This window comes from Nguyenibacter vanlangensis (assembly GCF_038719015.1).
GTDB lineage: Bacteria > Pseudomonadota > Alphaproteobacteria > Acetobacterales > Acetobacteraceae > Gluconacetobacter > Gluconacetobacter vanlangensis.
Map to the genome: position 1 here is coordinate 4499356 of NZ_CP152276.1, position 23097 is coordinate 4522452.

Annotated in this window: 17 protein-coding genes and 1 pseudogene; 9 read left to right on the plus strand and 9 right to left on the minus strand. The window is 68.3% G+C overall.

Annotated features, from left to right (window positions below; translation table 11 throughout):
- Nucleotides 1–2: 2 nt before the first annotated feature.
- The 8 genes from AAC691_RS21040 to AAC691_RS21075 all read left to right on the plus strand — a co-directional run bounded on the left by AAC691_RS21040 (nt 3) and on the right by AAC691_RS21075 (nt 11868).
- Nucleotides 3–1685: a methyl-accepting chemotaxis protein gene (locus tag AAC691_RS21040; protein WP_342628356.1), complete on the plus strand. Its 1683-nt coding sequence runs from the start codon at nt 3–5 to the stop codon at nt 1683–1685.
- Nucleotides 1686–1690: 5 nt separating this feature from the next.
- Complete coding sequence (locus tag AAC691_RS21045) at nt 1691–3880, plus strand: response regulator (RefSeq protein WP_342628357.1); 2190 nt, start codon at nt 1691–1693, stop codon at nt 3878–3880.
- The gene (gene cheB, locus AAC691_RS21050; RefSeq protein ID WP_342628358.1) at nt 3877–5052 is read left to right on the plus strand and encodes a chemotaxis-specific protein-glutamate methyltransferase CheB; all 1176 of its coding nucleotides are present in this window, start codon (nt 3877–3879) and stop codon (nt 5050–5052) included. The genes AAC691_RS21045 and cheB overlap by 4 nt, the downstream gene beginning before the upstream one ends.
- The gene (locus AAC691_RS21055) at nt 5049–7046 is read left to right on the plus strand and encodes a response regulator (protein ID WP_342628359.1); all 1998 of its coding nucleotides are present in this window, start codon (nt 5049–5051) and stop codon (nt 7044–7046) included. Before cheB ends, AAC691_RS21055 begins: the two co-directional genes overlap by 4 nt.
- Entirely contained in the window at nt 7043–9055 is a 2013-nt protein-coding gene (locus AAC691_RS21060; protein ID WP_342628360.1) for a response regulator, read from the plus strand. Before AAC691_RS21055 ends, AAC691_RS21060 begins: the two co-directional genes overlap by 4 nt.
- A 276-nt stretch (nt 9056–9331) precedes the next feature.
- Complete coding sequence (gene hslV / locus AAC691_RS21065) at nt 9332–9925, plus strand: ATP-dependent protease subunit HslV (RefSeq protein WP_176639758.1); 594 nt, start codon at nt 9332–9334, stop codon at nt 9923–9925.
- Nucleotides 9925–11241, plus strand: a complete 1317-nt coding sequence (gene hslU, locus AAC691_RS21070; RefSeq protein ID WP_342628361.1) for an ATP-dependent protease ATPase subunit HslU — start codon at nt 9925–9927, stop codon at nt 11239–11241. Before hslV ends, hslU begins: the two co-directional genes overlap by 1 nt.
- Nucleotides 11242–11412: 171 nt before the next feature.
- Nucleotides 11413–11868 carry a SufE family protein gene (locus tag AAC691_RS21075; protein ID WP_342630294.1) on the plus strand — a complete coding sequence of 152 codons (456 nt, stop codon included), beginning with the start codon at nt 11413–11415 and terminating at the stop codon, nt 11866–11868.
- A gap of 97 nt (nt 11869–11965) precedes the next feature.
- On the opposite strand, the gene AAC691_RS21080 is transcribed toward AAC691_RS21075, so the two are convergent.
- The 7 genes and pseudogenes from AAC691_RS21080 to AAC691_RS21110 all read right to left on the minus strand — a co-directional run bounded on the left by AAC691_RS21080 (nt 11966) and on the right by AAC691_RS21110 (nt 19031).
- Entirely contained in the window at nt 11966–12544 is a 579-nt protein-coding gene (locus AAC691_RS21080; RefSeq protein ID WP_176639760.1) for a hypothetical protein, read from the minus strand.
- An 85-nt stretch (nt 12545–12629) separates the two neighbouring features.
- On the minus strand, nt 12630–12872 hold the full coding sequence (locus AAC691_RS21085) for a helix-turn-helix transcriptional regulator (protein ID WP_408906029.1): 243 nt from the start codon (nt 12870–12872) through the stop codon (nt 12630–12632).
- Nucleotides 12873–13145: 273 nt separating this feature from the next.
- Nucleotides 13146–13988, minus strand: a complete 843-nt coding sequence (locus AAC691_RS21090) for an ATP-binding cassette domain-containing protein (protein ID WP_342628362.1) — start codon at nt 13986–13988, stop codon at nt 13146–13148.
- A gap of 61 nt (nt 13989–14049) precedes the next feature.
- Nucleotides 14050–15012: an ABC transporter permease gene (locus tag AAC691_RS21095; RefSeq protein WP_342628363.1), complete on the minus strand. Its 963-nt coding sequence runs from the start codon at nt 15010–15012 to the stop codon at nt 14050–14052.
- 75 nt (nt 15013–15087) lie between these two features.
- Nucleotides 15088–16036 (minus strand): annotated as a pseudogene (locus tag AAC691_RS21100) (IS1595 family transposase).
- Between the two features lie 230 nt (nt 16037–16266).
- Nucleotides 16267–17352, minus strand: coding sequence for a sugar ABC transporter substrate-binding protein (locus AAC691_RS21105; RefSeq protein ID WP_342628364.1), 1086 nt, complete (start codon nt 17350–17352; stop codon nt 16267–16269).
- A 266-nt stretch (nt 17353–17618) separates the two neighbouring features.
- Entirely contained in the window at nt 17619–19031 is a 1413-nt protein-coding gene (locus AAC691_RS21110; protein ID WP_342628365.1) for an MFS transporter, read from the minus strand.
- A gap of 152 nt (nt 19032–19183) precedes the next feature.
- Between AAC691_RS21110 and AAC691_RS21115 the strand changes: the two genes are divergently transcribed.
- Nucleotides 19184–20335, plus strand: a complete 1152-nt coding sequence (locus AAC691_RS21115; protein ID WP_342628366.1) for a Fic family protein — start codon at nt 19184–19186, stop codon at nt 20333–20335.
- 144 nt (nt 20336–20479) lie between these two features.
- Here AAC691_RS21115 and AAC691_RS21120 read toward each other — a convergent pair whose 3' ends face one another.
- Nucleotides 20480–22867 carry a glucose/quinate/shikimate family membrane-bound PQQ-dependent dehydrogenase gene (locus tag AAC691_RS21120; protein ID WP_342628367.1) on the minus strand — a complete coding sequence of 796 codons (2388 nt, stop codon included), beginning with the start codon at nt 22865–22867 and terminating at the stop codon, nt 20480–20482.
- Nucleotides 22864–23001: a hypothetical protein gene (locus tag AAC691_RS21125; protein WP_323990571.1), complete on the minus strand. Its 138-nt coding sequence runs from the start codon at nt 22999–23001 to the stop codon at nt 22864–22866. Before AAC691_RS21125 ends, AAC691_RS21120 begins: the two co-directional genes overlap by 4 nt.
- Between the last annotated feature and the right edge of the window lie 96 nt (nt 23002–23097).

Consider the following 23097-nt stretch of genomic DNA (forward strand, 5'->3'; position numbering starts at 1 on the left):
CCGTGACAATCGCCAATCGCCTGCTGCTCGGATTCATGGTCGGCGTGATGCTGATGGTCTCCATCGGCGTCTACGCGCTGGGCCAGATCCGCAATGTCCGCGACGAAATGACGGTGATCGTCACCCGCGACCTGTCGGTCTACCGCCAGCTCAACCATCTGCGCGCGCTGGAAAACGACCTGGTCGCCCGCCGCCTGTCCATCCTCTCCCATTTCTATGCGCGCGATTACGACAAGGGCGGCGTCGCGCTCGATGCCGCCATCGCCGACTGGGGCGCCGAGGAACGACAGGCCGAGGACACGCTGGTCCAGGCGCTCAGCGACGCCGGCCAGGCGAATGACGAGGCCCCGGTCGGCGCCCGCCGCGCCATGTTCGCCGCGATTTCCGCGCTGCTCCGCCAGGCGCTGGGCCAGGTCCGCCAGAACGGCCAGTCCGCCGACGAATTGTTCGCCGCCATCCGCCGGGGGGACGACGCCGCCGTCCGGCTGCAATCGGCCCAGCTCGACGGCCGCGACCAGGCGATCGACCGCCTGGTGACCGAGGCCGCGACCACGCTGGACGGCGGCGTGCAGGCCGGCGAGGCGCAGAGCGGCGCGTTGTACGAATTCAGCCGCCGCTCGCTCACCCTCGGCCTGGCGGTCGCGGTCATCGTGGCGCTGATCGTCACTTTCTGGACCCGGCGCTCGATCCTGGCGCCGCTCGCGGCGCTGATGCGGGTGATGGAACTGGTGGGGCAGGGCGATCTCTCGACCCGCGTGACGGTCAACGGCTCCGGCGTCGGCCGCGACGAGTTCGAACGGCTGGGCCTGGGGCTCAACCGCATGATCGACGGCCTGCGCGAAATCGCGCAGCAAAGCCGCGAGGCCACGCGCAATCTCGACGCCGCGGTCGCCGACATCCGCGCCTCCGCCCAGCAGCAGGCCGCCAGCGTCGAGGAACAGTTCGCCGCGGTCCAGGAAACCGCCGCCACGGTCGACCAGATCACCCATTCCGGCGCCCAGATCAGCAAGCGCGCGCGTGAGGTCATCTCGTCGGCCGAAATCATCGTCCACAGCTCGGCCAGCGGGCTGGAAGCGGTCGAGGAAACCGCCCGCGCCATGGCCCGCACCCAGGAAGGGGCCGAGGCCGTGGCCCAGAACATCGTGGCCCTCTCCGAACGCACCGATGCGATCAGCGAGATCATCACCGCCGTCAACGACCTGTCGGAACGCTCGCACCTGCTGGCGCTCAACGCGGCGATCGAGGCCGCTTCGGCCGGCGAGCACGGGCGCTCCTTCGCCGTGGTGGCCGCGGAAATGAAGATCCTGGCCGACCAGTCGCGCGACGCCACCCAGCATGTGCGCTCGATCCTCGGCGACATCCAGCGCGGCATCAACACCTCGGTGATGCTGACCGAAGAGGCCGTGAAACGCGTCTCGGCCGGCAAGGAACGCACCGACATCTCCTATCACACGATCGAGCGCATGACCGGCGGGATCGAGGAAGGCGTGCATGCCTTCCAGCAGATCGTCGCCTCGACCAACCAGCAGCAGATCGGCATCGAACAGGTCATGACGGCCCTGCAGAGCATCCGCCAGGCCAGCCAGCAGACGGCCGCCGGCACCCGCAACCTGGAAGCCTCGGCCAGCAATCTCGGCAGCCTGTCGCACCAGCTCCTGGCCATCTCCGCCCGCTACCGCACCTGACGGCCGTGGAAAGCCTGCAACAGGAATTGCTGGCGGTCTTTCAGGCCGAATATCGCGACCATCTCCGCGTGGTGCGCGACATCCTGGCGGCCGGCCCGCCGGACGCGCACGGCGTGGGCGAAATCTTCCGCCGCGTCCATTCGCTCAAGGGCGCGGCCCGCGTCGTCGAGCGCGCCGACATCGAATCCATAGCCCATGCGCTGGAAAACCGCCTGTTCCGCCTGACGGACGGACACCAGCCGGCCCAGCCCGACGACATCGCCGCGATCGGCCGGGCCATGGACCGGATCGACGCCGCCATGCAGGGCGCCCCTCCCGCCCCGCCGCCCGTCTCGTCACCCGCCGTCCCGGGGGGCGAGGACGCGGCGGAATCCTACGTGCAGGTCCCGCTCTCGCGCCTCGACGCGCTGTCCGGCGTCCTGCACGACGTCCTGGCCGCCGCCGGCCGGCAGGACCGGCTCTGGGCCGAACTCGACGACCTCGCCGCCCTGGCCCGCCGCCATGCCGACGCGCCGCCCGCCGACCCGGCGGCCGAACTGGCGCGGCTGACCCGCGCCCTGTCCGCCCTGTCGCGCGAACGCGGCCGCCTGGCCGGCCAGCTCGACCGCGCCATGCTGCGGATGGACGAGGACATCCGCGCCGTCACCCTGGTCCCCGCCGGCACGGTCTTCGGCTCCCTGGCCGGCATGGTGCGCCAGATCGCCCGCGAACATGCCCGCGAACACCCCTCCGAGGACGGCGACGGCGAGGTCACGGTCCGGCTGCTCGGCATGGATGTCCGCGCCGACCGCCGCGTCATGCAGGCCCTGCGCGACCCGGTGATCCACCTGCTGCGCAACGCCATCGTCCACGGGCGGGAAAGCGCGTCCCGCCGGCGGCAAGCCGGCAAGCCGCCCGTGCCGGTGCTCACATTGTCGGTCCGCATGGTCGGCGTGCGGCTCCTGGTCTCGGTCTCCGACGACGGGCGCGGCCCCGACCTCGACGCGATCGCCGCCCGCGCGGCGCAGAAGGGCCTGATCCCCCCCGACACGCAGCCCGACCCCGACACGCTGCTGGCCCTGGTCTTCGATCCCGGCTTCTCCACCCGGCCCCAGGCCGATCACCTGGCCGGCCGGGGCATGGGCCTCTCGGTGGTGGCCGAGGCCGCGCGCGCCCTGCACGGCGCGGTCCGCATGGAGGCCGGCCAACCCGACACCACCCAGCCCGACACCCAGTCCTGGGGCACGACCGTCACGATGTCCGTCCCGGTGTCCAGGCGCCAGCGCACCACCCTGCTGGTCGAGGCCGGGGGCATGACGGTCGGCCTGCCCGGGCGGGCCATCGAACGGCTGCTGCGCGTGCGCCAGGCCGACCTGCGCGTGATCGACGGCCGCACCTACATTCCCCTCGCCGACCGCAGCGATTCCGCCGCGCCGCCCGCCGAACCCGCCCTGGTGCCCGTGGTGCCGCTCGCCGCCTTCCTCGGCCGCCCCGATGCCGCCCCGCCAGTCTCCCTGCCGATCCATGACGGCGCCCTGTCGGTCGCCCTGGTCGCGGCCGAGGGCCTGCGCTGCGGCTTCGCCGTCGACCGGATGCGCGAGGTGCGGATCCTGCAGATCTCCGACGCCCAGGCGGCCGGGCTGGACAGCGAACTGGCGCCCGGCGTCGGCTGGCCGCGCGGCGACCGGCCCGTCTTCGTGCTCAGCCCCGACACCCTGCTCGGCCGCTGGAACAAGGGCGGCGCCCCCGGCCCGCGCATCGACGGTCCGCGCCTCGACGGCCTGCACATCGACGGCCCTCCCGCCGGCCACCGGCCCGCCGAACCCGCCGCCGCGCCACGCCGCCGCGCGCCGACGGTGCTGATCGTTGACGATTCGATTACCACACGGACTCTCCAGAAGACGATCCTCCAGACCCACGGCTATGATGTCCTGCTGGCGACCGACGGGGTCGAGGCCCTGTCGACCCTGCGCCGCTCGGCCCACGGGATCGACGTGATCGTGACGGACGTGGAGATGCCCCGCATGGATGGATTCGCGCTGCTGGACGCCGTCAGGGCCGACCCGCGCCTCTCCTCCATCCCCGTCGTGCTCATGACCTCGCGGAACGAGGAAACCGACATTCGCCGCGGGCTCGAAGGCGGCGCGCGCGCCTACCTCACCAAACAGGGCTTCGAACAGGGCGAATTGCTGGACACGATCCGGGGGGTGCTGTGAACCACCTCCTCGTTGCGCCGCCCCGGGTCCGCGTGCTGGTGGTCGAGGACTCCGCCGTCATCCGCCAGGTCATGGTCCGGCTGGTCCGCGGCGACCCGCGCCTGGAACTGATCGAAGCCGTCGAAACGGCCGAGGAGGCGCTGCGCCTGGTCCCCCGCCTGCGGCCCGACGTGATCTCGATGGATGTGCGCCTGCCCGGCATGGACGGTCTTGCGGCGACCCGGCGCATCATGGCGGAATGCCCCACGCCGATCGTCATCGTCTGCGACGCCTCGACCGACCCGGCCCTGCGCATCTCGATGGACGCCCTGCGCTCGGGCGCGCTGTCGGTGGTCGAAAAGCCGGCCGGCTGGCCGTCCGGTGCATCCGGCACCGCGATCGCGACGCAATTGTACATCATGAGCCAGGTGCCCGTGATCCGCCGCCGCGTGGCCCCGGTAACGATGGCCCCCGAGACAATGACACCCGGGACGATGACGCCAGGGATGATGCCTCCAGAGGCCGCCCCTCCCGCCCTGCTCCCCGTGCCGCGCCGGCTGCGCCCGCGCCTCGTCGCCATGGCCGCCTCGACCGGCGGCCCGCAGGCATTCTCCCACATCGTGGGCGCGCTGCCCGCCGATTTCCCTTGGCCGATCCTCCTCGTCCAGCATATGGGCGCCGGCTTCATGGAGGGATTCGCCGCCTGGCTGGCCACCCAGACCCCGCTTTCGGTCGGCCTCGCCCGGCAGGGCGAGGCCCTGCGTCCCGGCCACATCCATGTCGCCCCCGCCGAAACCCACCTGATGCTGGGCGGCCATGACGAAATCCGCCTGTCCGGCGCACCTCCCCTGGGCGGGCAGCGCCCGGCGGCGAACGCGCTCTTCTCGTCGCTGACCCGCATGGGGGGCGGGGCCATGGGCGTACTCCTCACCGGCATGGGCGAGGACGGGGCCACCGGCCTGCGCGACCTGCGCCGCGCCGGCGCCTACACGATCGTCGAGGACCGCAGCACCTCCATCGTCCACGGCATGCCCGGTGCCGCCGAACGCCTCGGCGCGGCCAGCGTCAGCCTGCCGCTCGGCCAGATCGCCCCCCACCTCGTCGCCATCGCCGCCGCCTCGCGCGTCCCGCACGCCGTCTCCCATGTCGATTCCCATGCCGAGAGCGGCACGACCGGGGACGCGCCGGCATGACCGCGCCCCCGCAACCGGCCCAGCAACAGGCCCCGCAGCCGACCCTGCTGCTGGTCGAGGATTCCGACACCCAGGCGCTGCGCATCCGCCGCATGCTCGAAGGCCACGGCTTCACCGTCAGCCGCGTCGCCAGCGGCGAGGCCGCGCTGGACTCGCTCGATGCCCGCATCCCCGACCTGGTGGTGGCCGATTACCACCTGCCGGGAATGAATGGCGGCCAGATGGCCCGCCAGCTCCGCATGAGCCCGGTCACCCGCATGATCCCCGTGCTGATGCTGACCGAGGGCGGCGAACCAGGGCTCGAGCGCGAGGGCCTGGAAAGCGGCGCCGACGCCTACGTGCCCAAATCCGCCGATCCGGACCTGATCGTCTTCCGCATCCGCGCCCTGCTGCGCGAGGGCGCCGGGACCGGCCCGCGCGACGACAGCCCCCTGTTCCGCCGCGCGCGGATCCTGGTGGTCGGCGGCGACGGCGCGCCCGGCCGCGACGTCGCCTCCCTGGCCGCCCTGATGCGCTCCGACGGGCACGACGTCATGGTGGCGCCGCACCCCTCCGCCGTGGACCGGCAGAGCTGGCTGGACGCGGCGCGCGGCCCCGACTGCGTGGTGGTCGACCTGGTCTCCGGCCGGTTCGACGGCATCGCCTTCTGCCGCGAACTGGACGATCTGCGGCAGAAAATCGTGGTGGGCGGCGCCGTCCCGCCACGCATCCTCGGGCTCAGCGGCGGCCAGGCCGCGCGCGGCGCCCTCTCCGCCCGCGCGTTCGAGGCCGGGGTGGACGATCTGGTCTCCGACGATGTCGAGCCCGAAATGCTCGCCCTGCGCATCCGCGCCCTGCTGCGCCGCAAGCTGCTGCAGGACGAGGCCAGGCGCATCGACCATGAACGCCAGGCGCGCGAGATCGCGGTCGAGACCGCCCGCGCCGAGGCCGCCGCCATCGCGTCCAAGGCGTCGCTGGCCGGCGCGCTGGAACAGGCCAACACCGAACTGGCCGCCGCCAACCGCAAGCTGATCGAAACCCAGAGCAAGCTGGTCCAGACCGCGAAGATGGCCTCGCTGGGCGAGCTGGTCGCCGGGATCGCGCACGAAATCAACAATCCGCTCGCCTTCATCCTGGCGCACAAGGACACGGTCGCCCGCCTGCTGGCCCAGGTGATCGACGCCGAGAAGGACGCACCCGAGAACGACATGTCCGGGGACGGCGCATCCCCCGCTGCCGCCTCGGCCGCCGCCGAACGCCGCGCCGCGCTGGCGAAATGCCGCGACCGGGTGGAATCGATGAATCTCGGCCTGCGCCGCATCCAGAACCTGGTGGTGAACCTGCGCAAATTCTCCCGCCTGGACGAGGGCCAGTTCCAGGTCATCGACGTGCCCGAGGCGCTCGAGACCGTGCTCGCCCTGCTGACCCAGAAATTCGGCGGCCATATCGCGGTCGAACGGAACTATCGCGCGCCCGACCGGCTCTATTGCCAGTCCGCGCTGCTCAACCAGGTGATCATGAACATCATCAGCAACGCGGCCGACGCCATCCTCTCCATGACCGACCAGTCCGCTGCCGCCCCCGGCGCCCCCATATCCGCCGCATCCATGCCCGCCGGCCTGATCAGCATCGGCACCGAACTGCGCGCCGCCAGCGATCGACCAAACGGCGATCGACAAAACGGCGATCGCCAGAACGGGGGCGATCGCCAGACCTACGTCTTCACCATCCGCGACAACGGCCCCGGCATCCCCCCGGACATGAAGGAACGGGTCTTCGAGCCCTTCTTCACCACCAAGCCCGTCGGGGCCGGCACCGGCCTGGGGCTCGCCATCGCCTATGGCGTGGTGCAGGCCCATCACGGCACGATCACCGCCACCGACGCGCCGGGCGGCGGCACCCTCTTCACCGTCGCGGTGCCCTGGCAGCCCGAACTGGCGGCGCTCCCCGATCCCGGGGCCCATCCCGAGGCCATGCCGCCCCCCAGCCCCGTCGGCGCGGGGGCCCCCGCATGACGGCCCGCCCCGTCGTCCTCCTGGTCGATGACGAACCCGAAATCCTCGTGGCCCTCACCGACCTGCTCGAGGATTCGTTCACGATCCTCTCCACCACCTCGCCGGCCGAGGCCCTGGACATCCTGGCCCGCCGCCCGGATGTCGACGTCATCGTCTCCGACCAGCGCATGCCGGAAATGGGCGGCGACGTCATGCTGGCCCGCGCCCGCGCCTTCTGCGACGCCCAGGCGATCCTGCTGACCGGCTACGCCGACATCGGCGCCGTCGCCGCGGCGCTGAACCAGGGCCGCATCTCGTTCTATTCGCACAAGCCCTGGGACGGCGACGCCCTGCGCGCGATGATCGTCCAGGCCGCCCACCGCCACCGGCTGGAAGGCGAACTGCACACCGAACGCATGCTGCTGCACGGGCTGCTCCGGAACCTGCGCTCCGGCCTGGCCTTCAAGGACCCCCAGGGCCGCTTCATCCGCATCAACCGCCAGGCCGCCGCCTTCTACGGCCGGGACGAGGCCGCCTGCCTCGGCCAGCGCGAGGAAGACCTGACCGACCCCGCCCAGCTCCCCGCCCTGCGTGCCGCCGAGGCCCGGATGGCCGCCGAGGGCAAGGACGAGGACGTCATCGCCTTTCCCACGCCCGGCGGCGGCACGGTCTGGCGCGAATTCACCCGCGCGCGGCTCGACGCCAATCCGGGTGCCACTCCGGGCGCCAATCCGGGCGTCGGCTCCCACTCGGTGCTGATCAATCGCGACATCACCCGCCAGCGGGAAATGGAGGCCCGCCTCCGCCAAGCCGAGAAGATGCAGGCCCTTGGCACCATGGCCGGCGGCATCGCCCATGATTTCAACAATCTGCTGACGGCGGTGATGGGCTCGCTGGAACTCGCCGCCGACACCGGCCCCCCGCTCGATTCCCGCACGGCCCGCCTGCTCGACAACGCGATGGCCGCGGCCCGGCGCGGCGCGGACCTGACCCGCCGGCTGCTGAATTTCAGCCGCCCGCGCGACCTCTCCCTGCAGCCGGTCGACGTCAACGCCCTGCTGCGGAACATGCGCGACCTGCTGATGCAGGCCGTCACCGCCCGCCGCCGCGACGGCGCCGCACCGCGCATGCCCTTCGCCATCGACGTGGGCGGCCTGGCGCCCGACGGCACCCTGCCGCCCGCCCGGACCGACGCCGGACAGCTCGAACTCGCGCTGCTCAATCTGTGCATCAATGCCGGCGACGCCATGCCCGACGGCGGCACGATCGCGCTCTCGACCCGCCCCATACATATCGACGGCCCACATATCGACGGCCCGCCTGTCGACAACCCGCCTGTCGACACGCCGCACGGCGACGGCCCGCGCATCGGCGATTCGGCCAGGGGCGACCTCGCGCCCGGCCCCTACGTGGTCGTCTCGGTCGCCGACCAGGGCACCGGCATGTCCCCCGAAACCCTGGCCCGCATCTTCGAACCCTTCTTCACCACCAAGGATGTCGGCCGCGGCACCGGGCTGGGCCTGTCGATGATCTACGGCTTCATCCGCCATGTCGGTGGCGACGTCCGCGTCTCCAGCACCCTGGGGCAGGGGACGCGGGTCGATCTCTATCTGCCCGTCCAGCAGGACGCCGCCACCCCCGCGCCGCCGCCGCCCCCCGACCCCCCCGCGCCGCGCGGCCTGCTGGCGCTGGTGGTCGATGACGAGGACGCGGTCCGCGCGGTCACCGCCGGCTTCCTGCGCGGCATGGGCCACCGCACGATCGAGGCGACGGGCGGCGAGGCCGCCCTGTCCCGCCTCTCCGACATGGAACCCGACATCCCCGACCTCGTGGTGATGGACGTCATGATGCCCCGGATGGGCGGCGAGGAAGCCGCCCGCCGCATCCGCGCCCGCTATCCGGGCACCCCCATCCTGTTCCTGACCGGCTACGCCGACAATGCCGACCTGCCAGCCGACGCCCTGATCCTGCGCAAGCCGTTCACACAGGCCGAACTGTCCGAATACATAGCCCGCGCCATAGGATCATAAACGGCGGTGGGGTCGTAAACGCGGGCTGGTGGCGATCCGACGCGGCTTTGCTGCGCTTCGCTGCTCACGGCCCACAAGGCCGCTGCGCTGCGATGCTCGCAAACCCACGCCGGCCGTGCCGCTGCGCGGCACTCTCGCTCACCAGCCCACGTTTCCGACCCCACCGCGGCCCGGGGCATGAAGCGCGCCGTTTGCGCCACTTCGTGACGCTCCGGCGCGGCATTCCCCGGCTGTCCACCCTTGTCCTGCGCGGCGGACGGCTTATCTGTTCCAGTCATGCAGACCATACACAGCACCCACCATGATCCCATCGGCTGGCACGGGACGACCATCCTGTGCGTGCGCCGCGGCCGCCAGGTGGCCATGGCCGGCGACGGCCAGGTGACGCTCGGCAACACCGTCATCAAGGGCAATGCCCGCAAGGTCCGGCGCATCGGCCCGGCGGGCGAGATCCTGGCCGGCTTCGCCGGCGCCACCGCCGACGCCTTCACCCTGCTCGAACGGCTCGAGGCCAAGCTCGAACGTTTCCCCAACCAGCTCGAACGCGCCTGCGTCGAACTGGCCAAGGACTGGCGCACCGACCGCTATCTCCGCCGGCTCGAGGCGATGATGGCCGTGGCCGACCGCGAACGCGCCTTCACCCTCACCGGCAACGGCGATGTGCTGGAACCCGAGGACGGGATCATCGCTATCGGCTCCGGCGGCAATTACGCGCTCTCCGCCGCCCGCGCCCTGGCCGAAATCGACGGGCTGTCGGCCGCCGACATCGCGCGCCGCGCCATGCGCATCGCCGGCGAGATCTGCGTCTTCACCAATCATTCCGTGATCCTGGAAACATTGGGCCAGGATACGGACGAGGCCAAAGCGTAATGGACGTCCCCAACCATTCCCCCCGTGAAATCGTCTCGGAACTCGACCGCTTCATCATCGGCCAGGCCGACGCCAAGCGCGCCGTCGCGATCGCGCTGCGCAACCGCTGGCGCCGCGCGCAGCTCCCCGAGGGGATGCGCGACGAGGTCGTGCCGAAGAACATCCTGATGATCGGCCCCACCGGCTGCGGCAAGACCGAGATCGCCCGCCGCCTGGCCCGCCTGGCCCAGGCCCCGTTCCTCAAGGTCGAAGCCACCAAGTTCACCGAGGTCGGCTATGTCGGCCGCGACGTGGAAAGCATCATCCGCGACCTCGTCGAGGTCTCGCTGACCATGCTGCGCGACCTGCGCCGGCGCGACGTGCAGGCCCGCGCCGAGCACGCCGCCGAAAACCGCCTGGTCGACGCCCTGGTGGGCGAGGGCGCGTCGGCCGACACCAAGGGCAAGTTCCGCCGCATGCTCCGCCAGGGCGAGCTTGAGGACAAGGAGGTCGAGATCGCCGTCGCCGACACCCAGGGGGCGGCGGCGCTCGGCGACCTGCCGAACATGACCCCGGGCACGGTGATCAATTTCTCCGACATGATGAAGGGGCTGATGAACCGCGTGCCCCAGCGCCGCCGCATGAGCGTCGCCGCCGCGCGCGAGGCCCTGACGCGTGAGGAAGCGGACAAGATGCTCGACAACGACGCGCTGACCCGCGAAGCCGTCGCGCACGCCCAGGATCACGGCATCGTCTTCCTCGACGAGATCGACAAGGTCTGCGCCCGCTCCTCGGAAAGCGGATTCCGCGGCGGCGACGTCTCCCGAGAAGGCGTACAGCGCGACCTGCTGCCGCTGATCGAGGGCACGACGGTCTCGACCAAATACGGGCCGGTCAAGACCGACCATATCCTCTTCATCGCCTCGGGCGCGTTCCATATCGCCAAGCCCTCCGACCTGCTGCCCGAACTGCAGGGCCGCCTGCCGATCCGCGTCGAACTCGCGCCGCTGACCCGTGAGGATTTGCGCCGCATCCTGACCGAGCCCGAACATTCGCTGCTCAAGCAATATACCGCCCTGATGGAAACCGAGGGCGTCACCCTCGATTTCTCCGACGGCGCGGTGGACGCCCTGTCCGAACTCGCCGCCGACATCAACGAACGGATCGAGAATATCGGCGCGCGCCGCCTGGCCACGGTGCTCGAACGCATGCTCGAGGACGTGTCCTTCTCCGCCGCCGACCGCTCCGGCCAGACCGTGCGCATCACCGCCGCCGACGTGCAGGACAAGGTCGCCCCCCTGGCCCGAAAGGGCGACCTCAGCCGCTTCATCCTCTAAACCCGCCCGGGACCGCGCGCCGGCGGTGGTCCGGCGCGCCGCCCACAGTCCCGAACGGCTCCAAGGCCGGGCGGGCGACGGGCCGGCGGGCATGGCGCCACCGTCCCGTCCCGGCCCGTCCCGTCTTGACCGGACGGGCCGGTGGCGCCACAGGATTGCTCCATGACCGCCGTGACCGACCCCTTCGTCAGACCCGAGGACGAAACCGCCGCCGCCGCGATCGCCGCGATCGGCGACGAGCTGGCGCTGTTCGATGACTGGATGCAGCGCTACCAGTACATCATCGAACTCGGGCGCAAGCTGCCGCCTTTCCCCGCCGAATGGACCAATGACGCGCATCGCGTCCCCGGCTGCCAGAGCCAGGTCTGGCTCGAATCCGCAACCCGCGACGGCGCGCTCTATTTCGCCGGCGCATCCGACGCCGCCATCGTCTCCGGCCTGGTCGCCCTGCTGCTGCGCGTCTATTCCGGCCGCACGCCCGACGAAATCCTCGCGACCGACCCGGGCTTCCTGCGCGACCTGGGCCTGGTCCAGGCCCTCTCGACCAATCGCGGCAACGGCGTCGAGGCCATGGCCCGCGCAATCCGCCATGCGGCAGCCCAGACGGCGGCCCAGGAGAGGGGATAAGCGTCTCTGCACGGTCCACCAATGCCAGGAGAGAGTTCGTGCAGGCGTACGGCAGGGTGATCGTTCTGCGCCATCATCCAGCTTTGAACGTCCGGAATTATTCCAAATCCGGAATGGGTTGTTCCGCCCAGGACAGGTAGAGCAGGCGGATACATTGGTAGACGACGGTCGTTGCCGTCAGGAGCACCGCTATTTCGATCGCAAGGTAGGGCAGCACGGAGTCCACCCGGAATCGCGCTGCCCGAAGGAGTTGGTACAACAACTCTATTAATCCGCTGTATGTCAGCAGCAGTGCTCCGATCAGTCCTTTCTCCCGTGCGGCAGCCGCCAGCGCCCTCTGGCGCTCGTCCTGCTCATAGACGGGCCCCGTGACCAACATGATCTTGTAGACGAGCCTGCTCGACCATAATGAGAGACCGAGTTCGACATAGAGGAACAGTGCCGGCGAAAGTCGCGGGCTGTTCGACAGCCAGGCCAGATCGACGAATGTCAGCAACAAGATCACGGCAGGCCGCCAGCGATAGCGGATAGACGCAGGATCGGGCTTCGTGTCCTGAATCTCGGCGAGGAACGGCCCTGCGATCCATTCCAGGCGCCGTGCAAAGGCTTTCGCCGGAACATCCAGAATGGCCCCAATCGAGCGATCGGGCTTCGACCATGGATTGACGGGTCCCATCAACTCTTATCCCCGGAATATTCCCCGTCCAGGGACGGGGCTTTACATCTGCGGTCGGCGTCGATCACAATATGCCCTCAATATATCAGGCGCTGTTCCTCATCGCGCGCCGCATCTGCGCCGCAACGGATTCGAACGGTTCGAGCGAGAATACCATTTCCACCTCGACGCCCAGGACGCGGCAAATCTTCAGGGCCAGTTCCAGGCTCGGCTTGTAATCGCCGCGCTCGAGATAGCCGATGGTCTGCGGATTGACGCCGACCGCCTCGGCCAGAGCACGTCGAGTCAGACCGCGCTCGGCACGAAACATCGCAATCCGATTATGCACGCGCTCTACTCCTTATATATGTTGTGTTTACACAACATATATATCCTCGTCAGCAAAATTCCGTTGTTGCCACGCCTTTCCAGGCCCTCGCTCTTCGAGCCGGCCAATGCGTCGGACCGTCCGCTCGCGCCGCAGCCAAGTCCGATGGAAACGACGACGCTGCTTGCGGGATGGCCGGCAGCAAGCCTCCGTTCGCAAGTGGCACGTCTATTTTGAGAGAGGCGACAACAGGACTTTGCGTTTACAGCGGCGAAGAAGACGAAAACCCCAACCTCACGCGCTCTCCTGCCGGTGCGCCTGGAAATGCTGGTATTCCCGCCGCACGATCGCCATCAGTTCCGGCACCGACGTCGCGCTTGCCGCGTTTTCATAGGTCACGCGCCCCCGCTGCATCAGCATGATCCGGTCGGCGATATCCAGCGTCTGCGCGTAATTATGCATGATCATGACGATCGAGATCGCATTCTCGCGCTTCAGCCGCAGGATCAGCTCGACGATCAGCGCGGCCTCGCGCGCCCCCATCGCCGCCAGCGGCTCGTCCAGCAGCAGGATGCGCGCCTTGCCGTATACCGCGCGGGCGATCGCGATCGCCTGGCGCTGCCCGCCCGACAGCGATCCCACCTCGGCCTCGACCGACGGCACGTATACGCCGATCTCCTCCAGGCACCGCGCCGCCTCGCGCCGCATCGCGCGGTTGTTCAGGACATGCAGCCCGGGATAGAGGATTTCCCGATTGAGAAAGATGTTGTGGTAGACCGACAGAGAATTGGCCAGCGCCAGGTCCTGGTAGACGCATTCGATGCCCAGCGTGCGCGCATGGTCCACCGACCGCAGGCGGGTCTCCACCCCTTCGACGAACAGCCTGCCCGAACTCGGCGGCTGATAGCCGGTCAGGATCTTCATCAGCGTCGACTTGCCGGCGCCGTTATCGCCCAGAATGCCCAGGACCTCACCCCGGCGCAGCGACATCGACACGCCGTCCAGCGCCGTGATCGGCCCGAAAACCTTGACGATGTTCTCCGCCCGCAGCATCTCCGGCCCGGCCGCCTCCATCCGGGCTCTCTCCGCAGGGGGGATGACGGGCGCCGCGGGCGTCGTCGCGATGGGCGTCGTCATGGCAGGCTCCGCATGGCGGTCTCCCTCCCGGCGTGACCCGCGCCAATGTCCCGGCCATGCCTCATGACACGGACAGACGGCGCCGGAAACGGCCGATATGGATGTTGAACAGCATGGCCACCAGGATGGCCGCGCCCAGGATCAGGTCGAAGGTAAAGGCATTGATCCCGATCAGCGTGAACCCGTCATTCAGGATGCCCAGCACGATCGCCCCGACCATCGCGCCCGCGATCGTGCCCGACCCGCCGGCCAGCGGCGTGCCGCCGATCACCGCCGCCGCCACGGCCAGGAACATGATATGTGTCCCTCCCGCCGTCGGATCGATCGACGCAATGCGGAACGCCTCCAGAATGCCGGTCAGCCCGGACAGCGCGCCGCACAGGATGAAATTGCCGACCTTCAGCCGGCGCGTCCGGATTCCGGCCTCGCTGGCCCCGGTCGGGTTCGCCCCGGCGGCGATGGTGTGCAGCCCCCAGCGCGTGTTGCGCAGCATGAAATGCATCACCGCGACGATGGCCAGCGCCCAGGCGAACTCGGCATAGCCCGCCCGGCCCAGCAGCCAGGCCAGCCGCCGCCCGGCCTCCACCTCGACCGGCGTGCCGGCCGAAATCGTCAGCGTCAGCCCGTTCAGCAGGAACAGCGTGCCCAGCGTGGTGACGAAGGACGGCACGTCCAGCATCACGGTCACGAAACCGTTCAACGCCCCCACCAGGGCCGCGCCGGCCAGCGCGCCCAGCACCGCCAGCGGATAGGGCAGTCCGGCCTGCGCCAGGAAATACATCAGGAACGGCGCCAGCGCGTACACCATCCCGGCCGACAGATCGATCTCGCCGCCGATCATCAGCATCACCTCGCCACAGGCGATGATCGCAACGGGCGCCACGAACTGCGACAGGTTCTGCACCGAGTCATTGGAAAACAGGAAACTGGAATTGGCGATCTGGAAATACACCGCCAGCACCACGGCCACCACGATGACGCTCGCCTCACGCCATTTCAGCAGCCCACCAAGGATATGCGACATCGTATTATGTTCCCCAACGCCGACCCGAAGGCGTTCTCGTTCTTTTTTGAAAAAAAGAACCAAAAAACTTCCTGATTACGCACTAATTTCAGCCAATTTGAGCAGGCGATAGGGCATGGGCGGGGTTCTGACGGCGGCGTATCCGAGGCGAGGGATCATGGAGGCGAGGTCGAAGCGGCGATTGAAGCGATAAACGAACTCGGCGAGATAGCGCGGCGCATGCTTGTCACGGATAGCACGGTAAGCTACCGGTCATGGCATTCTTGATGTTGGCGAGAGCGGTATTGACCCATTTGAAAGCAGGGTTGCGGCCTGCCTTTGGTCCCGAACCGGTCAGGATGGGATGATGGACGCACCCTGCTTCGGTGACGGCGGCGAAACAGCGTAGACCGTCACTGACCACGCTGCTGGCGGGGTCGAAGCTGTTTTTTGCCATCTTTGCGATCTCGGCCCTACTGAACCCGGCCACCCGGCGGAGTTTCAGGCGGATTGGCTTGCCTTGCGGTGTGGTTTCAACAGCGGCCACGATCGGCGTCTTGCCCGCTGATCCTCGCCCGCGCTTGCCGCCGCCGCGTTCTCCGCCGAGATAGGCGTCGTCCAGTTCGATCCGTCCCTTCAGTCGCTTGCCGGCCTCGCGTTCCATCATTACCTGCGCGAGTTTATGCTTGATCTTCCAGGCCGTGGTCTGCGTCACGCCGAGCCTGCGCCCCAGTTCGATGCTGGAGATGCCGCCTTTGCTCTGGGTCAGATGGTACAGGGCACGAAACCAGGTCCGTAACGGCACCTTGGTTGCCGCGAAGATCGTTCCGGCGATCAGCGACGTCTGCTTCCGACAGGCGCTGCATTGATACTGCCCACGGCTCTGAATGACGCTGTGCTCACGCCCGCCGCAGGCCGGGCATTCAAAACCAGATGGCCAACGCCAGCCAAAGATCACCGCTCGGCACTTCTCTTCGCTTCCGTAAAGTTCGTCAAATTGGGCTTCGCTTAGCCCTTTCTGAAACTGGACCTTGTTGCGAGCCATCGATCAAGCCTCTCGAAAACAACAAATGTTCTCGTTTTGTATCATAAATCCCTGGCTGAAAATAGTGCGTAATCAGGAAAAACTTTTGATTTTTTCGGGAAAACCTTGCCAAAACAAGCAAACTCCCTAAAACGAATAAAAGTCTTTTTGCTTCTTTTTCTTCAGAAAAAGAAGAATTCTCCTATCCCGCGGCGCGCCGGACCGCCGCCAGCACGCATTCCCGGACAGGCCTACGACTGGATCGCTCCTGACCGCGCGATAAGCTGCGCGGCGCTGGAACTTCCCTCGTAGCGGGTCTTGGTCGCCAGATAGGGCGCGACAGTCCCCTTGGTCACGAATTTCAGGCCGGTATTGATCTCCGCCGGCCCCACCAGCCCGCCCGAGACCAGATAGGCGTACATTTCCATCACGGTGTAGAAACCCTGCAGATAGGGCTGCTGGTCGATGGTGAAATCCAGGTGCCCGGCATCGATCAGGTGCAATGTGCGCGGCAGCAGGTCGAACCCGCCGCCCCGCACGCCCTTCGCCGCCAGCCCGTACTGTTCCATCGTCTCGGCCACGCATTGCGTGGTACCGCCATCGACCGAAAACAGGCCTTTGACGTCCTGATGGCCCAGGTAATAGGCTTTGACCTTGGACAATTCCTCGTTCACCGTCGCCCCGGTGGCGACGATGTCGATCTGATAGGACCGCCCGCTCTTGCGCAGCACGTCCTGCGCGCCGTCGATGCGCGGCTGGATGTTCAACTGCCCCGGCGTCGCGATCAGCAGCGCGACCCGTCCCCCCGGCACCAGGTCCAGGATGCGCTGGCCCATCATCTGCCCGGCCTTGAACAGGTCCTGCCCGATATAGGCCAGCCGCTTGTTGCCCGACCCGGCCGGCGCGTCGGCATTATAGGCGAAGACCGGAATCCCCGCCGCCAGCGCCCGCGCGACCGGCTCGTTGAAGGCATGCGGATCGACCAGGCTCACGGCGATGGCGCTGGCTTTCGCGGCGATCGCGGCATTGATCGCGCTGATCATCTCCGCCGCGATGCTGTTCTCCGATCCCGTCCATTGCGTGTCCGCGCCCACCAGCTCGGCCGCGTCCTGGATGCCGTACTGCGTCGCGGTAAAGAACGGATTGGTCGTCACATGATTGACGAACACCAGCCGAAAACGCGGATGCGCCGGCAGCGCCGCCCGCGCGGGCCGCACGCCCAGCACCGCCTGCGACGCGGCCAGGGACGCGCCCAGGGATACGCCAAGCGCCGCCGCCTGCACGACGCCGCGCCGGCCGACGCCACCCGGCGCCGGTAGTTTGATCCTGTTTGCCATCACGCTCTCCCGACAGGCCGCCTTGTCCGGCGATCTTGTTGCCCGGCGCTCTTGCTGTCTGACCTGGCGCCGGAATTCGTATCGGAACCCTTGAGACTCAAAGAGGAGCCCGCGCCTCCCAGGGCACGCGGCCTCAACATCCCACATCGTCCCGGGCCGAGACCATTGCGACGCCCGCGCCGATCAAGAACGCGCGACGGAACGCCCAACGGAACGCGTGACGGGGCAGGGGAGGGCCCCGCGGCCGGGCATCAAGACGCCGCGCGTCAGGACGCCGCGCGCAACGCCGCGCCGGCCGCACGGTCCATGCGCAGGTAACGCGGAATCGACAGCGCCAGCGGCACCGCCACGATCATGAACGCATAATGGAAATCCGCGGGCACGAAGGCCCCGTCCGTTGGTTGCCCTCCCCGCAGCGCCGCCGCCAGGCGCAGCATCAGCGCCCCGAACGCGACCGCCAGCCCGATGCAGGCCTGCTGGTTCACGCTCAGCAGCGTGCTGGCCGCCCCTTTCTCCGTGTCGCCGATATCGGCATAGCCCAGGGTCGCCAGCAGCGTGTACTGCATCGACCGCGTCACCCCGCAGCCCAGCAGCACCAGCAGCAGCACGGCCGCCGGCGTCGCCGGCACCATCGCCCCGGCCAGCAGCACGAACAGCACGCCCAGCGTCGCGTTCACCACCGCGGTGGCGCGAAAGCCGAACCGCTCCAGGATGCGCGTGGTAAAGGCCTTCATGCCCAGGTTGCCCAGCGCGAAGGCCAGCATCAGCGTCCCGGCATGAAACGCCGTCAGCCCGAATCCCACCTGCAGCATCAGCGGCACCAGATAGGGAACGGCGTCGATGGTCAGGCGGCTCAGGCTCCCGGCCAGCACCGTGACGGCAAAGGTCGGATGCCGCATCAGCCGGAAATCCAGCAGCGGATGCGCCTGCCGCGCCGCATGGCGCAGGCTGGCGGTCCCCAGCGCCAGCCCGCCCGCGACCAGCGCCCCGGCCAGCGCCAGGCCGGCATGGCTGTCGCTGGCCAGCTCGGTCCCCAGCAGGATCGCGGTCAGCGCCGCCCCACCCATCACGAACCCGCCCCAATCCATCGGCCGCCGCGCGCCGAACTGCTGCGGCACGATGGCGAAGATCACGCCCAGCACCGCCAGGCCCAGCGGCAGGTTGATCAGGAAGATCCAGTGCCAGCTCGCGAAGGTCACGATCATCCCGCCCACCGTCGGCCCCACCACGGGGGCGGCGACGGCGGGCCAGGTGATGGTCGAAATCGCCCTTATCATCCGGCCGGTCTCGGTATTGCGCACCACGATAAAGCGCCCGACCGGCACCATCATCGCCCCGCCCAGCCCCTGCAGCACCCGGGCCGCGATAAACGCATCGACACTGCCCGCCACCCCGCACAGCACCGACGACGCGGTAAAGACCGTCACCGCGCCGGCGAACACGCTGCGCGAGCCGAACCGGTCCGCCGCCCAGCCGCTGATCGGAATAAACACCGCCAGCGTCAGCATATAGGCCGTCATGCCCAGGCTCAGCGCGTTCGGCCCCACATGGAACGACCGCGCCATCGCCGGCAGCGCCGTCGCGATGATCGTCGAATCCAGATATTCCATGAAAAATGTGGCGGCGACGACATAGGGCAGCGCCCGCATCGCGCGGGCGGAGAGGGATCGGGCGGACATGCCCCATCATAACCACCATGCGCCACCCCCGAAACATGCCGATCGACAGGCTTTGCGGTGATTGCGGCTCATAATCACCGCATTCCATGCGGAGTTTCTCTGGAGGGGCGCGGTGAATGGCTGCTACATTCCCCGCAAGGAGTGCGGGGAATATGGCGCGCTATATCTACCAACAGACGGGCTGGCCGGAATTCACATGGGACGTCGCGCGTCTCTCCCATCAACTGGCGGCCGTACGCCATCGTCAGGGGCGGCTCCTGGGGCGCATGGAATCGCTCGGTTTCGATTTCCGTGCCGAGGCGGTTCTCGGGACGCTGACGGAAGACGTCATCAAATCCAGCGAGATCGAGGGGGAGCGCCTGGATCGCGGCCAGGTGCGCTCCTCGATCGCCCGGCGGCTGGGCATGGATATCGGTGCCCTGGCCCCGATCGACCGGGACGTCGAAGGCGTCGTGGAGATGATGCTCGACGCGACCCGGCATTATGCCGAACCCCTGACGCAGGAGCGTCTGTTCGCCTGGCATGCGGCCCTGTTCCCGACGGGGCGCAGCTTCATGACGCGGATCGTCGTGGGGGCCTGGCGTCATGACGGCGCGGGAGCCATGGAGGTCGTCTCCGGCCCGATCGGGCGGGAGCGCGTGCATTACCAGGCACCCACCGCCGACAGAATAGAGGCCGAGATGGCGTCCTTCCTGGCCTGGTGCAATGGCGCGCAGGATCTCGACCCGGTGCTGAAGGCCGCGATCGCCCATCTGTGGTTCGTGACCATCCACCCGTTCGAGGACGGGAACGGGCGCATGGCCCGCGCGATCGGTGACCTCATGCTGGCCCGGTCGGAACAGACGTCCCAGCGTTTCTACAGCCTCTCGGCGCAGATCCGTCAGGAACGGAGGGCGTATTACGCGGTTCTGGAGGCGACGCAGAAAGGAACGCTCGATATCACCCCGTGGCTGCACTGGTTTCTCGGTTGCCTGGACCGGGCCTTCGGCCGCGCCGAACAGGCCCTGGGCAAGGTGCTGCAGAAGGCCCGCTTCTGGGAAGACATGGCCGGGCAAATCTTCAATGCCCGGCAGCATCTCATGCTGAACCGGCTGCTGGACGGCTTCGAGGGCAAGCTGAATTCCTCGAAATGGGCAAAGATGACGAAGACATCGCCGGATACCGCCCTGCGGGACATCAACGACCTCGTCTCTCGCGGTATCCTGGCCAAGGACGCCGCCGGGGGGCGCAGCACGCATTACGCGCTGATCCTCCCGAGAGCACAGGAGGCCGAGGACGATTCCCGCGCGGAACCCGCGGCCTGATGGCGAACATGCCGGACGGGGGCGAAAAAAGACTCCCTGAAATGCCTCCCTGAAACAAAAAAGGGGGCGCGTGGCCGTCATCGGCCGCGCGCCCCCTGTCGGTCCGTCGCATCCCCGGCCCGTCAGGGCCGGGGCGCGTGGGCCTCAGGGCGTCTCGGGCAGCGCGTAGGCCACCACATAGTCGCCCAGCTTGGTGCCGAACGAGCCGTGGCCGCCATCGGCCGTCACGATGAACTGCCGCCCGTTGACCGCATAGGACATCGGGGTCGACTGGCCGCCGGCCGGCAGGCGGTCCTGCCAGAGCTGCTTGCCGGTGGTCACGTCATAGGCGCGGATATAATAATCCGCGGTCGAGGTCAGGAAGGCCACACCGCCCGCCGTCGTCAGCGGACCGCCCAGGCTGGGCACGCCCAGCTTGAAGGGGATCGGCAGCGGCGCGCTGTCGCGGATCGTGCCGTTGCGATGCATCCACACGATCTTGCTGGTCTTCAGGTCGATCCCGGCCATGAAGCCCCAGCCCGGCTTCTTGCAGGGCAGGCCCAGCGGCGACAGGAACGGGTTCAGCGTCACGCCGTACGGCACGCCGAACTGCGGCTGCACCCCGGTTTCCGAACCCGAGGGCTGCGACTGGTCGGGGTTGGCCGGGTTGTTCGGCCCGCGCGGAATCAGGCGCGACACGAACGGGATGGCGATCGGGTTGGCAACGGCGATCTGCCGCACCGGATCGACGGCCAGGCCGCCCCACTCGAACATGCCCAGATTGCCCGGGAAGACCAGCGTGCCCTGCAGCGACGGCGGGGTGAACGGCCCTTCATAGCGCAACTGATGGAACATGATCCGGCACATCAGCTGGTCGAACATCGTGCCGCCCCACATGTCCGCGCCGGTCAGGTTCTGCTTCGGACGGAAGGTCAGCTCCGAGAAAGGCTGCGTCGGCGACAGATGGTCGCCCGGCGCCGGGCCCTGCGGCACCTTGGTCTCCGGGGCCGGCACGATCAGCTTGCCGTCGCGGCGATCCAGCACGAAGATGTTGCCCGTCTTGGCCGGGGCATACAGCGCCGGCACGATCTCGCCGCCGGCGGTGCGGATGTCCACCAGGCTCGGCTGGGCCGGAATGTCCATGTCCCACAGATCGTGGTGCACGGTCTGGTACGACCAGGCCAGCTTGCCGGTATCGGCGTTCAGCGCCACGATCGCGCTGGCATAGCGCTCGGAATCCGCGCCGCGGTTGCCGCCCCAGATATCCGGCGTCTGCACGCCCATCGGGATATAGATCAGGTTCAGCTTCGGGTCATAGGACGACACGATCCACGAATTCGGCGAGTTGGGGACGAATTTGTGGGTGTCCGACGGCATCTCGTTCGGGTCCGGATTGCCCGGATCGAACGCCCAGACCAGCTTGCCGGTATAGACGTCGAAGCCGCGCGTCACGCCCGACGGCTCGCGGGTCGAATAATTGTCCATCACCGCGCCGGAGACGATCACCATCTTGTCGGTCACGACCGGCGGCGACGTCGCTTCATAGAAGCCGGCCTGCTTGAACGGCATGCCTTCGGTCAGGTCGACCGCGCCGTTGGTGCCGAAGCCCGCGCAGCGTTCGCCGCTGTCGGCATCGATCGCATACAGATGGCCGTCATTGGTCGGCAGCAGGACGCGATGCGCGCAATCGGTCGGCGCGGGCTGGCCGTCGATCGTCTGCGCGTCCGCCTTCGTCTCATGGTACGACACCCCGCGGCACGTCATGTGCTGGAAGGTCGGGCCATAGCTGATCTTCGGATCGAACTTCCATTTCAGCTTGCCGGTCGCGGCATCCAGCGCGAACAGGATCTGGTGCGGCGAGCACAGATACACGGTGTCGCGGATCTTGATCGGCGTCACCTCGTCGGTGATCTCGCCCGGATCGTGCGGCCCTTTCAGGTCGCCGGTCCGGAACACCCAGGCCACCTTCAGGTCCTGCACGTTCTGCGGCGTGATCTGCTTCAGCGGGCTGAAACGGTCGCCGAACTGGGTCCGGCCATAGGCCTGCCAGTCGGCATCGGCCATCTGGTCCGCGTCGCCCGGCGCCGGCGCGTCCTGCGCCACGGCGGGCAGGGCGCCCGCGATGTCCTGCGGGTCCTGGGTCAGGGCCATGCCCACCACGACCACCGCGGCGCCCACGCTCAGGCCCAGCGGCAGTTGCGCCGCCCGGGTGGCCGGGCCCAGGTTGCGGGTCACCGGCGGCAGCAGCAGCCAGATCCCCAGCGGCACCAGCACGTCGCCGCGCGGCGCCAGCGCCCAGAAGTCGAAACCGACTTCGCCCACGGCCCAGACCATGGTGCCGATCAGCAGGGCGGCATAGACCCACAGGGCCTCCTGCCGCCGACGAAGCAACAATACCGCCGTCACCAGCAGCATGATGCCGGCGACGACGTAGTACAGCGAACCGCCCAGAGCGGTCAGCCAGACGCCGCCGGCCAGCAGGTAGAGCCCGATCAGGGCACAGACCGCCGCGGTGATTGCAAGCACTGGCCGCAATCCTTGTGACATGTTCATCGAAAACCCAGTTTGCAGTGGAGGATCAGATCCGAACGGCGTGACAAGACCATATCGCTTTCGCGGGTCAAGATTGACAGGGCGGCGCAGATCTGACGCGCTGCGCGCACCATGCCGGCGGCTGCACGCTTCATATTGTTATCCTTGCCGTTCAGGGCTGCCGGAACGACGAAAAAACCCTGCCCCGATTTAGTACAGAACGGGGGCGGGATTTCTGTTCACGTTTTTGT

Bases quoted from the DNA above. Each gene is read 5' to 3' on its own strand.
- AAC691_RS21055 (WP_342628359.1), top strand. From the start codon at position 5,049: ATGACCGCGCCCCCGCAACCGGCCCAGCAACAGGCCCCGCAGCCGACC.
- AAC691_RS21060 (WP_342628360.1), top strand. From the start codon at position 7,043: ATGACGGCCCGCCCCGTCGTCCTCCTGGTCGATGACGAACCCGAAATC.
- hslV (WP_176639758.1), top strand. From the start codon at position 9,332: ATGCAGACCATACACAGCACCCACCATGATCCCATCGGCTGGCACGGG.
- hslU (WP_342628361.1), top strand. From the start codon at position 9,925: ATGGACGTCCCCAACCATTCCCCCCGTGAAATCGTCTCGGAACTCGAC.
- AAC691_RS21080 (WP_176639760.1), bottom strand. From the start codon at position 12,544: ATGGGACCCGTCAATCCATGGTCGAAGCCCGATCGCTCGATTGGGGCC.
- AAC691_RS21090 (WP_342628362.1), bottom strand. From the start codon at position 13,988: ATGACGACGCCCATCGCGACGACGCCCGCGGCGCCCGTCATCCCCCCT.
- AAC691_RS21095 (WP_342628363.1), bottom strand. From the start codon at position 15,012: ATGTCGCATATCCTTGGTGGGCTGCTGAAATGGCGTGAGGCGAGCGTC.
- AAC691_RS21105 (WP_342628364.1), bottom strand. From the start codon at position 17,352: ATGGCAAACAGGATCAAACTACCGGCGCCGGGTGGCGTCGGCCGGCGC.
- AAC691_RS21110 (WP_342628365.1), bottom strand. From the start codon at position 19,031: ATGTCCGCCCGATCCCTCTCCGCCCGCGCGATGCGGGCGCTGCCCTAT.
- AAC691_RS21115 (WP_342628366.1), top strand. From the start codon at position 19,184: ATGGCGCGCTATATCTACCAACAGACGGGCTGGCCGGAATTCACATGG.
- AAC691_RS21120 (WP_342628367.1), bottom strand. From the start codon at position 22,867: ATGAACATGTCACAAGGATTGCGGCCAGTGCTTGCAATCACCGCGGCG.
- AAC691_RS21125 (WP_323990571.1), bottom strand. From the start codon at position 23,001: ATGAAGCGTGCAGCCGCCGGCATGGTGCGCGCAGCGCGTCAGATCTGC.